Here is a 12,156-nt window from a genome sequence, read left to right on the forward strand (position 1 = left end):
CGGCGATGCGCGGTTTCGTGTCATTACTCACGGGTCACTTGCTGGGGGTTGAGTCGAGCCGTATCAAGTTTCGGCATCGGAATCCAAGGTTGAGTTGAGTGCGCTCAACTTCGTCGCGAGGATCTCTCGGGTGACCGAGAAACGACGCGGTGGGCTGCTCCGCGAGCACGACTTCCGCCACCTGTGGACCGCCGACCTGGCCAGCCAGCTCGGCACCCGGCTGAGCATGATGGCGCTGCCGCTGCTGGCCGTGATCACCCTGGACGCCAGTACCTTCCAGGCCGCGGCACTGTCCGCGGCGGAGACGGCCGCCTCGCTGCTGCTCGGCCTGTTCGCCGGAGCGCTGGTCGACCGGATGCGGTGCCGGCCGGTACTGATCGTGGCCGACCTGGCCCGGTTCGCGCTGCTCGGCTCGATCCCGGTGGCGGCGCTTTTCGGCGTGCTCGGCCTGCCCCAGCTGTACGTCGTGGCGTTCGCCGCCGGCGTCGGCACCGTTTTCTTCGACACCGCGCACACCACCTACCTGCCCCGGCTGATCGGCCGGGAACACCTGGTCGAGGGCAACTCGCGACTGGCGAGCAACACCTCGGTCGCCGCGGTCGCCGGCTCGGTCGGCGGCGGGTACCTGGTGCAGCTGTTCACCGCACCGGTGGCGATCGCGGTCGACGCGGTGAGCTACCTGTGGTCGGCGCTGTGGCTGGCCACCATCCGTACCGGCGAACCGCGGCCCGCCCGGCCGGCCCGGCCGCGGCTGCTGGGGGAGATCGGGGAGGGGATCCGGTTCGTCCGGCGCCAGCCGATCCTCGCCGCGATCGCCGGCAACACCGCCACGGTGCTGTTCTTCCAGGCCGCGAACCAGGCGATCATGATGGTGTTCCTGGTCCGCGAGGTGCACCTGACGCCCGGGGTGATCGGGTTGCTGGGCACCGTCGGGCTGCTCGGCGCGCTCGCCTCGTCGGCACTGACCGGACGGATCGCCCGCCGCCTGGGCAGCGCCCGCGCGCTGTGGGTGTCCACCGTGCTCAACGGCGTCGGCTTCCTGCTGTACCCGCTGACCGGCCCCGGGCTCGGCCTCGCCTGGTACGTGCTCGCCGGCGGGCTCACCGCGTTCACCATCATCACCCGGCACGTGATGGCGGTGACCGCACGCCAGCAGCTGTGTCCGGACCGGCTGCTCGGCCGGGTCAACGCCACGATGGAGCTGATGACGTACGGCATGATGCCGCTCGGCGCGCTGGCCGGCGGGGTGCTCGGCACCCTGCTGGGGCTGCGTACAACCCTGCTGGTGGCCGGCCTCGCGATCCTCGCCGCCAGCCTGTTCCTGGTGCTGTCGCCGGTGCGCCGGCTGCGCGATCTGCCCGCCGCGGAACGGTTCGACGTGCCCGCCGCCGCGCCCTCAGCCGGCGTCGGCACGGGGCCGAACGAGGTAGGCGGCGAGCGCGTCACCGAGTAGCCCGGCCGGCACGGTCCCAGGAGCGGGCAGCGAGGCCACCCGCGCGAAGAACAACTCGTGCGTGCTGCCGAAGCTGGAGTGGACGGCGCCCTTGCTGAACCCGGTCATGGTCGGGCGAGGCGGGTCAGCGCGACGCTGGTGTGCGCGAGCTGGTTGACCGCGACCAGGACGGCGACCTGTGCCCGCGCGTTCAGCAGAGTGCTCGTCGCGATGACGTCGACCGACCCGTCCCGGGTGACGGCGTCCAGATCGGCGGCGGCGACCGCTTCGAGCGCCCGGGCGCACCGCACCAGGTACTCGGCGGTGAAGGGCAGTCCGAGCCGCTCGACGGAGCCGAGCGTCACTGCCAGCTGGTCGCGGGCGAGAGTCGGGAGGATCGGCCAGCCGACCTGCTCGCACAGGGCGTCGACGGACGCGTGGTGCCGCGCCTCGGGGGCGCTCGGCGCCTCGGCCAGCCAGGCCGCCGTGGCGATCGACTGGCACCGTTCCAGCACGAGGTCCATCCGCTCGCCCGCGTCGATCGCCCCGGTCAGCTGGCGGATCGACGACAGCGGGGCGTCGAACTCGTCGCGCAGGACCTTGATCAGCACGACGCGTTCGACGTGTTCGGGCCCGTAGACGGCGGTGCGTTCGTTCTTCAGCGGAGCGCGGGGGACCAGGCCCTCGCGGAGCCAGAACTTGATGGTCGGCGTGGGTACGCCGGTCCGGTCGGCCAGGGCGCTCAGCTTCATGACGACGACGTGCCTTCCGTGGGAGATGGATAGCCGGTGGCGGGCGGCCTATCCTCGTGGCGCCAAACAGGATACCGGCACTATCCTCATGGTCATGAATTCCACGGTGGTCACGGTGCACGCGGTGGCGGCGACGTGGATGATCCTGCTGCCGCCGGTTCAGCTGGTGCGCAGGCGCAAGGACCGGGCCCACCGGTGGATCGGCCGGTCCTGGGTGGCGAGCGCGTGGACCGTGTGCGTCTCGGGCATGTTCATCTACACCCTCACCGGCGGGTTCACGATCTTCCACGCGCTGGCGATCTTCACGTTCGCCACCACGATGCTCGGCGTGATCCAGATCCGGCGCGGGCGGGTCCGCTCGCACGTCGTCAACATGGTCGGCAGCTGGCTCGGCTCGGTCGTGGCGGGCGCCTTCGCCGCGTTCGTACCGGGACGCGAGATCCCGAAGCTCGCCGTCTCCGATCCCGCTCTGCTCTGGGGCATCGCCGGCGGCACCACGGTGGCGGTGACCGCGTGGGTGATCACCGTGCTCGTCGTGATCCGCCCGCGTCGCCGGGCCGTACCCCGGCTGAGCGTGAGCACCCGCTGATATCACGGGGTGAGAAGCGGATGCGGTGCACGCGGCGCGGCGGGTACCCGACGCGTACGTTGCCGGGCATGACGATGGTGGACGCGCCGGTGCTGCGGATGTCGGGGGTGGACCTGGTCCGCAACGGCAACCTGCTGCTCGACTCGGTGTCGCTGACCGTACGGGCCGGCGAGCACTGGGCGCTGCTCGGCGCCAACGGTGCCGGCAAGTCCACCATGCTCAGCCTGCTCGGCGCGCAGGTGCACCCGACCCGGGGCAGCGTCGAGGTGCTCGGCCGGCTGCTGGGCCGCGTCGACCTGCGCTGGCTGCGTACCCAGTTGGGGCACGTCGATCCCCGGCACCGCCCCGGCACCCCGCTGTCGCTGCTGGAGGTGGTACTGACCGGGGTGACGAACACGGTCGAGCCGGTGCCGCGGTGGCGGCCGGCCGCCGCGGAGCTCGCCCGGGCCCGCCGGCTGGTCGACGATCTCGGCCTCACGCACCGGGTGGACGCGCGCTGGCAGACCCTGTCGCAGGGCGAGCGGGGCCGGGCGCTGATCGCCCGGGCGCTGGTCGCCGAGCCGAAGCTGCTGCTGCTCGACGAGCCGGCGACCGGCCTCGACCTGGCGGCCCGCGAGCAGCTGCTGGAGAGCCTGGATGCGTTGCGGCGCACCGACCCCTGGCTGGCCACCGTGCTGGTCACGCATCATCTCGAGGAGCTGCCGGCCAGCACCACCCATGCGGTACTGATCCGGTCCGGGCGGCTGGTCGCCGCCGGGCCGGTGGCCGAGGTGCTGTGCACCGAGCACGTCAGCGCCTGCTTCGACCACCCGGTCCGGATCGACCGGGTCGACGGCCGCTGGACCGCCCGCGCGGGGCGGCGGGCCGAGCCGGCATCCTGCTGACCGCCCGTACCGGTTCGCCGGCCGGCCGCACCGCGCCAGCCCGACAGTGGGTGCCGTCCGGTCCGGCCCGGCGGCGACGGATCGTCACTGCGCGTCGGTGCCGGACCGTTCGAGGGCCGCGCTGGCGTGCAGAGCCCGGATGCCGTCCCGGGCCCGCCGGGCCTCGAAGCGGTCGCCGATGCGTTCGCACAGTCGCAGCGCGCGGGTGTGGTTGGCCAGCGCCTCGTCCCGGCGGCCGACGCCGGCCAGCGCCACGCCGTACGTGTTCAGCGCGGTGACCAGGTCGAGGTAGCCGGGCAGCGACTCGAACATCCGCACGGCGCGTTCGGCCCACCGCACGGCGCCGGCGAAGTCGTGCCGGCGCAGGTGCACGACGGCGAGGTTCTCGTACACCGAGCACTCGTCCCGCCGGTCGTGGGTGTCACGCGAGACGGTCAGCGCCTGGTGCAGCGCCGCCTCCGCCTGGTCCAGCTCGCCGAGGCGGGCCAGCGCGAAGCTCAGGTTCGCCCAGTGCCGGCCCAGCGGTGAGGTGAGCCCGAAGCAGCGGGTGTGCTCGTCGATCTGTTGCCGGTGCAGCTGCGCCGCCTCCGTGTACGAGCCGAGCTTGCCGGCCGCGATCCCGAGCGTGCTGGTGGCCGCCTCCACCGCGCGTTCCGCCTCCGGCAGCACCTCGCGGGCGCTGCTGAGCTGCCGGTACGCCTCGTCGTAGTGTCCGAGCTGGCACAGGGTGCGGCCGATCCGGGCCCGGGCCCGGGCCGCGCCGAGCGGGTCGCCGGCCGCCTCGGCGCGATCGAGCGCGAGCCGGTGCACGTCGAGCGCCTCGGACCAGTGCCCCTGCCGGCTCAGGTACTGGTCCAGCAGCGTGGCGAGGGCGAGCACCCGCCGGGTGTCCGCGCCGGGCCGGTGCAGCGCCGCGCAGATGTTCGGCAGCTCGACGTCGTACCAGCCGAGCGCGTCGGCGGCGGTGGCGAACCGCGGCGGAGCCGCCGCCGGTACCGTCACCTCGCGGCTGTCGTCCGGGAACGCCGACCGGCGCGCCTGCGCCGCGGTGACGAGGTAGTGGTCGAGCAGCCGGTCCAGCGCGGCGTCCTGATCTCCCGGCCGGTCGCCGGCGAGCTCCCCGGCGTACGCCCGGGTCAGGTCGTGCATCGCGTACCGGTTCAGGCCGGACGGTTCGAGCAGGTGGCTGCGGGCCAGTACGTTCAGCAGCTGCCGGGCCCGGGTCGGCGATCCGCCGGTCAGCGCCGCCATCGTGGGCAGGTCCAGGTCGCGGCCCGGGTAGCCGCCGAGCATCCGGAACGCGTCCCGGGCGTCGGCCGGCAGCCGGGCGCACGATGCGGCGAACACCGCCCGCAGCGAGGTGTCGGCGTCCGCGGTCGCGTCCAGGTAGGCGAGCGCGCCGTGCGATTCGAGGTCGCGGATCAGGTCGGTGAGCGGCAGCTCGGGTTGGGCGCTGACCACCTCGGCGGCCACCCGCATCGCCAGCGGCAGCCGGCCGCAGCGCGCGGCGAGCCGGATCAGCGCCGGCTGCTGGTCGCCCGGCAGGTCCCCGAGTACGCCGGTGAGCAGCGTCGTGGCCTCGCCCGCCGCCAGCGGCCGCAGCACGGTGCGACGCGCGCCGTCCCGGGCGACCAGCCCGGCCAACGCGTTGCGGCTGGTGACCACGGTCATGCAGGCCGGGTCGCCGGGCAGCAGCACCCGCACGCAGTCGGCGGAGTGCGCGTTGTCCAGCACCAGCAGGATCCGGCGTTCGGCGAGCAGGCTGCGCAGCAGCGCGGCGCGTTCCGGTTCGCCGCCGGGGATCGGTGCGTCGGCCGGCAGCAGCCCGCGCAGCAGCTGGCCCAGGGCCGCCGCGGGCGTCACCGGGTCGCTGCCGTCGAAGCCGTGCAGGTTGACCCAGAGCTGGCCGTCCGGGAAGCGGGACGCCGCACGGTGCGCCCAGTGGCTGACCAGCCCGGTCTTGCCGACGCCGCCCATGCCGCAGACCAGCGCCAGCCGGGCGGTGTCCGGTGCGGCCGACACCGCGTCGAGCGCGGCGAGGGCGTCCTGCCGGCCGACGAAGCCGGGCACGTCGGCCGGCAGCTGTCGTGGCACCACCCGCTGCTGCTCGACCACCTCCGGCGGTACCGGCGGAGGCTGCTCGGCGGTGCTCGCCCGGCGCCAGGCCGCCTCCCAGCACGGCAACCGGGCCGGGTCGACGCCCAGCGCCAGCAGGGTCTGCCGCAGCACCGTCAGCGCGGGCGGGTGCGCCCGCTGCGGGCTGAACGCGTCGGCGATCGTCGAGCGGGGCAGCCCGCAGCGCTTCGCGAGCTGCGCGTACGACGGGTTTCCGGCGGCGACCTTGGCCCGGTGCAGTTGCCGGGCCAGCGTGGCGACGTCGGCGACCGCGTCGAGATCGTCTCCGGCGTCGGCGGCCGCGCTGTCGGGTGCCGGCCGGCGCTGCGGGGCGGGGTCGGCCGGGGCCGTGGCTGGGCTGGACACGCGCCACCTCCGCCCTCGTACGGATCCGTCCGGGTTCATCCGAGGATCTAGACCGGACTTTATGAGGCTGATTGCCTGGGTGCCAGCCCCGTTCGGGCAGTTCTCTCGATTCCGAGGAGATGGTGGACATGCCTGAATCAGCCCGTCCTCGCACCCTCACCGCCCGGGTGCTGATCCTGGCGGTCCTCGGCACGCTGGCCGCGTCGTTCTTCGCGGTCGTGTCCCCGCTGGCCACCACCGCGGCGCACGCGTCGTCGATCGGCGGGAGCATCACCCGCTCGGAGGTGATCGCGCGGGCCCGCGACTGGCTGGACAAGAACGTCCAGTACAGCCAGACCTCCTACCACACCGATCCGAGCCACAGCAAGACGTACCGGCAGGACTGCTCCGGGTTCGTCTCGATGGCCTGGCACCTGAGCTCCAGCCGGACCACGTGGACGCTGCCGGACGTCAGTACCAAGATCTCCAAGAGCAACCTGATGGCCGGTGACATCCTGGACGACCCGAACGACCACACCGCGATCTTCGAGAAGTGGATCGACAAGAGCGCGGGCACGTTCTGGGTGATCGAGGAGGCCAACCCGACCGACGACATGCTGCACTACAAGTGGAGCCTCAGCGGGCACACCGGCTACGGCGCCTACCGGTACAACAAGATCGTCAACGACCACACGGCCGGCCACCCCAACACCTACGCGCCGACCACGGTGTGCGGCGCGGGCTACTACTACATCGGGATGCACGACCTCGGCTACGCGACGATCTACCTGTCGTGGAACGGCTCGACCAAGAAGAACTGCGTGGTGACGTTGGCGCACAACGCCTACGGCTCGAAGTCGATGGGCGCCCACCTCGCCGTGCAGGGCGGTACCTCCGGCTCGGACACCGGCAGCTACGTCTCGTACGCCGGACCGGTGCGCAAGGACGCGGCGTCGTCCTGCGTCAAGTGGGGCGGCAGCTACCAGAGCTCCTCGTGGACCAGCGCGTGGAGCCACTGCGGCTGACCGGGTCGTACGACGTGGGTCCCGGGTTCGTCCGCCTCGCGGGCGAACCCGGGGCCACGTTGGTCAGCCGGCGTACACCTCGAACTCGGACACCTGACCGGCCGGCCAGCCGGTGTTCGCGGTGAACGTCAACCGCAGGAAGCGCACGCTCGCCGGGTCGACCGGGATCGTCACCTGGTTGCCGGTCGCCGGATCGAACCGGTAGCCGGCCGCGCCGACCACGCCGTGGAACGACGAGCCGTCGGTCGACCCGGTCACCGACAGCGTCTCGGTGCGCGCCTGCCAGGCCGCCGACGGTGGCAGCGTCAGTACGATCCGGGACACGGTGGTGGCGCTGCCCAGGTCGACCTGCAGCCACTGCGGGAACGCGTCGTCGGTCGACTCCCAGTAGCTGTTCGCGTCGCCGTCGACCGCGTTGGCCGGCACGTACACGTCCTGGTGACCGCTCGCGGTCACCGGCCGCCCGGCGGCGAGGTTGCCGTCGGCCGGCGGCGGGTTGCCGCCGTCGTCGCCGGGCTGCGGCCAGGTCGAGCAGTCGCCCCAGGTGGTGTCCCAGCCGGAGTTGCCGCCGCCGTCGGTGATCGCGAACGTCGACCCGCTCGCCGGGTACGGGCAGTCGTAGATGCCGTCGACGCCCACGCCGGTCGCGGTGACCCCGGTGAAGGTGCCGGAACCGCCGGTCTCGGCCTGCAGGACGACGGTCCCGACGTTGCTGACCGTGGTGTCCCGCACGGTCAGCCCGGTCACCTGCTTGCCGTCGCCGGCGCCGCCGACCACCTCGATCGCCGAGTACGGGCTGTCCACGATCCGCGTGTCGGTCAGCCGCACGTCCGCGTCGATCGGGTAGTCGTACGCGTCGAACCGGATCGCGCTCATCGGGTGGTGCCAGTTGGGGTTGAGCGCGCCGGTGCGCAGCAGGTAGTTGCCGGCCAGTGCGATCGTGCCGGAAAGCGGCGAGAACCCCTGCCCGGCGATGAACTGCTGGTTGGACACCGCGATGCCGGAGCCGAGCGCGTTGGTGTCGGCGACCAGGTTGTCCGACACCGTCAGGTCGGTTCCGCCGTACAGGGCGATGCCGTTGGCGAGGTTGGGTTGGATCACCGTGTTGTGGGTGATCGTGTCGTGCGCGTCGGCCGCGTACAGCGACCAGAGCGCGATGCCGTCGTCACCGGTGTTGCGCAGGAAGTTGTCCCTCACCGTGGAGCCGGTGACCGTGCCGTTGAAGTTGATGCCGTCGGCGGTGTTGTCCAGGATCCGGTTGTGCTCGATGGTCAGGTTGCTGTTGCCCGGCCCCATCAGCCAGATGCCGACCTCCTGGTGCTGGATCCACACGTCGCTGATGGCGGAGCCGGCGCCGAGGCTGCCGTTGACGAAGCTGTTCGCCGAGCTGCCGCTGCGGGTGGTGATCTCGCCGATCGCGGCGAAGTGCGACAGCGTCGTGGCACCGGACGAGTTCGACGCGTCGATCAGGTGCGAGCCGTGCAGCACCGAATACCACGGGCCGGCGCCGGTGAGGGTGAGTCCGTTGGCCTGCAACGGACCGGTGGTGCGGTAGGTGCCCTTCGGCAGGTAGACCGACCTGCCCTGGCTGCGGGCGTCGGCCAGCGCCTGGTCGATCGCGCCGGTGGCGTCGGCGGCGCCGGCCGGGTCGGCGTGGTACGGGGCGTCGGTCACCGAGATCGACCCGGCCGGCTGCGCGATCGGGTCCGGCACGTCCTCGAAGTCGGCGACGTCGACGGTGGCCGGCACGTCGCCGCCGTCGACCTGCAACCGGACCGTGTCGCCGGCCGCGGCCGTGGTGCCGAGCAGCAGCCGGGCGTCGTCGAAGAAGTGGTGCGTCGTGCTGCCGGCGATGTTGCCGGTGTCCAGGTAGGTGTACTTCGCGTCTAGCGACAGCGTGCCGACCTTGCCGTCCCCGACGTACACCGACAGGGTGCCGGCGGCGCCGCGGGCCAAGTGGTAGCTGACGTCCACCGCGTTCGCCGCGGCGGTGAGGGTGAACTGCACGTACTGGCCGGCGGCGAGTTGCACCGCCTCGCGCCCGGATGCCTCGGAGGCGACGGTGCCCTGGGTGAGGTCGGGGCCGACGACGGTACCGGTCGTGTGCGCCGCCTCCGCCTCGTACTCGGTGAACGGGACGTCGGCGCCGACCCCGGCCGGCGCGTCCGCGGCGGCACGCAGCGGACGATGCTGCGGGTGCGCGGCGACGGGCCCGGCCGGTACGGCGAGCCCGAGCGCGGCGAGTCCCAGTGCGGCGAGGCCGGTGCCCAGCCGGGGCAGGACGGTTCTGGGGTGGTGGGGCGAGATTCTTGACATGGCACGACCTTTCGGTTGGTCCGTACGTCTCTCGCGAACTGGTTGTCGCCTCACCTCCGTCCACTGTGGATCCGGCCCCGGCGCCGCGCGCGGCCGCGGCCGGGTGGCGCCGCGGCCTGGCCGCGTCAGCGCAGTCGCAGCCAGGCCGCGGTGTCGGGGGGCAGCAGCCCGTCGGCCAGCGGGCCGCTGGTCAGCAGGACCGCGGTGTGCGTGGGCAGCGGTACCGGGGCCGCGGCGAGGTTGACCACGCAGCCGAAGCCGGCGCCGCGGCGGAACGTGAGCGCCCCGGGCGGCGCGTCGAGCCAGTCGAGCCGGTCGTCGTGCAGCTCCGGGGTGGCGCGCCGGATGGCGAGGGCCCGCCGGTACAGCGCCAGCATCGAGTCCGGGTCGTCGCGCTGCGCCTGCGCGGTCAGGGCCGCCCAGTCCGCCGGCTGGGGCAGCCACGGCGTGGCGTCGGAGCCGGCGGGGGAGAAGCCGTACGGCGCCTGCCGGCCGGCCCACGGCAGCGGCACCCGGCAGCCGTCCCGGCCCACGTCGGCCCCGCCGGAACGGTGGAACATCGGGTCCTGGCGCACCTCGTCGGCCAGCTCCTCGACCTCCGGCAGGCCCAGCTCGTCGCCCTGGTAGACGTACGCGGCGCCGGGCAGCGCGAGCGACAGCAGCGCCGCGGCGCGGGCTCGGCGGGTACCCAGCATCCGGTCGGTCGGTGCCCGGTGCTGCCGGTGGTCCAGCGCGAACGAGGTGTCGGCCCGGCCGTACCGGGTGACGTGCCGGACGACGTCGTGGTTGGACAGCACCCAGGTGGCCGGCGCGTCGACCGGCCGGTGCGCGGCGAGCGTGTCGTCGATGCAGCGGCGCAGTGCGGCGGCGTCCCAGTGGCAGCCGAGGAAGTCGAAGTTGAACGCCTGGTGCAGCTCGTCGCGCCGCAGGTAGCGGGCGAACCGTTCGGTGTCCGGCAGCCAGATCTCGCCGATCAGCGCCCGGTCGCCGTACTCGTCGGTGATCGCCCGCCAGGACCGGTAGATCTCGTGCAGCTCGTCCCGGTCGGTGTACGGGTCAGGGTCGCCGGCGGCGAAGTCCGGCAGCTCGGGGTCCTTGCACAGCAGCGCCGCCGAGTCGATCCGGATCCCGTCCACCCCGCGGTCCAGCCAGAACCGCAGGATCTGCTCGAACTCCTCCCGTACCTTCGGGTTGGCCCAGTTGAAGTCGGGCTGCTCGGGCGCGAACAGGTGCAGGTACCACTCGCCGCCGGTGCCGTCCGGGTTGGTCGTGCGGGTCCAGGCCGGGCCGCCGAAGATGGACTGCCAGTCGTTCGGGGGCAGCTCGCCGTGCTCGCCGCGGCCGGGCCGGAACCAGAACAGCTCCCGCGCCGCCGAGCCCGGCCCGGCCGCCACCGCCTCGACGAACCAGGGGTGCGCGGTCGAGCAGTGGTTCGGCACCACGTCCACGATGCTGCGCAGCCCGGCCTCGTGCGCCTCGGCGAGCAGCGCCTCGGCCTCGGCGAGGGTACCGAAGACCGGGTCGATGTCGCGGTGGTCGGCGATGTCGTAGCCGGCGTCGGCCATCGGCGACGGGTACCACGGGCTGAACCACAGCGCGTCGACGCCGAGCTCGGCGAGGTAGGGCAGCCGGGTACGGATGCCGGCGAGGTCACCGATCCCGTCGCCGTTGCCGTCGGCGAAGCTGCGCGGGTACACCTGGTAGATCACCGCGTGCCGCCACCACCGGTCGGACCTGAAGGGCATGTTGGTTCTCCTTGCTGGACAACGGGTTCGGGCATCCGGCGGCCTGCCGCGGCGCGTGCGCGCGGGCCGGTCAGCCCTTGAGGCTGCCGGCGGAAAGGCCCGACATGATGTTGCGCTGGAAGATCAGGAACACCACGACGGTCGGCGCGGCGGCGATGGCGAGCGCGGCGATCAGGATGTTCTGCGGCACGTTCTGGGACAGCGAGTAGATCCCGACGTTCAGCGGCTGTCTGGTCGGGTCGGCCTCGGCCAGCAGCGGCCAGAGGAAGTCCTTCCACACGTTGGTGACCGCGAAGATGCTGACCACGCCGAGGATCGGCCGGGAGATCGGCAGCACGATCGACCACAGCGTCCGGATCGGCCCGGCGCCGTCGATCGCGCCGGCGGCGAGCAGCTCCTCGGGTACCGCGTCGAAGAACCGCTTGAGCAGGAAGATGTTGAACGCGTTGGTGACCGACGGCAGCCAGATCGCCCACGGCGTGTTCAGCAGGTTGGCGTGCAGCACCGGAAGGTCGAGCACGGTCAGGTACTGCGGGACGATCAGCACGGTGGCCGGGATCATCAGCGTGCCGATCATCGCGGCCAGCACCACGTTGCCCAGCACCGGCCGCAGCTTGGACAGCGCGTACGCGGCGGCCACGTCGAACACCAGCTGGAACGCGAGCGCGCCGGCGGCGTACAGCACGGTGTTGGCGAGCAGCCGGCCGAGCGACAGCTGGCTCCACGCGGTCGCGTAGTTGCCCGGGTCGGGGTGCGCCGGCCACCAGGTCGGCGGCGACTGCGCGGTCTCCTGCGCCGTTTTCAACCCGCCGGTGACCATCCAGTACAGCGGGCCGACGAACACCAGCGTGAACGTCACGATCACCGCGACCAGCACGATCCAGTACGCGGCCTTGGCGCCGGGGCGGTTCAGCCGGGTCGGCGAGATCAGGGTACGGGTCTGCATCGCCGGG

At 72.8% G+C, this 12,156-nt stretch carries 9 protein-coding genes; 4 read left to right on the forward strand and 5 right to left on the reverse strand.

Translation table 11 applies throughout. From position 1 onward, the window contains the following. The first annotated feature begins 130 nt into the window (after positions 1 to 130). Positions 131 to 1,453: an MFS transporter gene (locus NUM_RS26710; RefSeq protein WP_207127691.1), complete on the forward strand. Its 1,323-nt coding sequence runs from the start codon at positions 131 to 133 to the stop codon at positions 1,451 to 1,453. 104 nt (positions 1,454 to 1,557) lie between these two features. Here the strand turns inward: NUM_RS26710 and NUM_RS26715 are convergent, their stop codons facing one another. Then, positions 1,558 to 2,184, reverse strand: a complete 627-nt coding sequence (locus NUM_RS26715) for a MerR family transcriptional regulator (protein WP_207127692.1) — start codon at positions 2,182 to 2,184, stop codon at positions 1,558 to 1,560. A 94-nt stretch (positions 2,185 to 2,278) separates the two neighbouring features. Here NUM_RS26715 and NUM_RS26720 point away from each other — a divergent pair, with 94 nt between their 5' ends. Both NUM_RS26720 and NUM_RS26725 read left to right on the forward strand, forming a co-directional pair. Beyond that, positions 2,279 to 2,773 carry a DUF2306 domain-containing protein gene (locus tag NUM_RS26720; protein WP_207127693.1) on the forward strand — a complete coding sequence of 165 codons (495 nt, stop codon included), beginning with the start codon at positions 2,279 to 2,281 and terminating at the stop codon, positions 2,771 to 2,773. A gap of 68 nt (positions 2,774 to 2,841) precedes the next feature. Further along, a complete protein-coding gene (locus NUM_RS26725) occupies positions 2,842 to 3,657 on the forward strand; it encodes an ABC transporter ATP-binding protein (RefSeq protein ID WP_225918872.1) in 816 nt (271 codons plus the stop codon). Positions 3,658 to 3,741: 84 nt separating this feature from the next. Here the strand turns inward: NUM_RS26725 and NUM_RS26730 are convergent, their stop codons facing one another. Then, on the reverse strand, positions 3,742 to 6,138 hold the full coding sequence (locus tag NUM_RS26730) for an ATP-binding protein (RefSeq protein WP_207127694.1): 2,397 nt from the start codon (positions 6,136 to 6,138) through the stop codon (positions 3,742 to 3,744). Between the two features lie 128 nt (positions 6,139 to 6,266). On the opposite strand from NUM_RS26730, the gene NUM_RS26735 reads away from it, so the two are divergent. Next, positions 6,267 to 7,142 (forward strand): NlpC/P60 family protein, encoded by an 876-nt coding sequence (locus NUM_RS26735; RefSeq protein WP_207127695.1) that lies wholly within the window; start codon positions 6,267 to 6,269, stop codon positions 7,140 to 7,142. Between the two features lie 63 nt (positions 7,143 to 7,205). Here the strand turns inward: NUM_RS26735 and NUM_RS26740 are convergent, their stop codons facing one another. The 3 genes from NUM_RS26740 to NUM_RS26750 all read right to left on the reverse strand — a co-directional run bounded on the left by NUM_RS26740 (position 7,206) and on the right by NUM_RS26750 (position 12,149). Further along, positions 7,206 to 9,458, reverse strand: a complete 2,253-nt coding sequence (locus tag NUM_RS26740; RefSeq protein ID WP_207127696.1) for a discoidin domain-containing protein — start codon at positions 9,456 to 9,458, stop codon at positions 7,206 to 7,208. A 125-nt stretch (positions 9,459 to 9,583) separates the two neighbouring features. Next, positions 9,584 to 11,203 (reverse strand): glycoside hydrolase family 13 protein, encoded by a 1,620-nt coding sequence (locus tag NUM_RS26745; protein WP_207127697.1) that lies wholly within the window; start codon positions 11,201 to 11,203, stop codon positions 9,584 to 9,586. Between the two features lie 70 nt (positions 11,204 to 11,273). After that, a complete protein-coding gene (locus NUM_RS26750; protein WP_207127698.1) occupies positions 11,274 to 12,149 on the reverse strand; it encodes a carbohydrate ABC transporter permease in 876 nt (291 codons plus the stop codon). Between the last annotated feature and the right edge of the window lie 7 nt (positions 12,150 to 12,156).

This window comes from Actinocatenispora comari, from assembly GCF_017312725.1.
In the GTDB taxonomy this organism is placed as follows: domain Bacteria; phylum Actinomycetota; class Actinomycetes; order Mycobacteriales; family Micromonosporaceae; genus Actinocatenispora; species Actinocatenispora comari.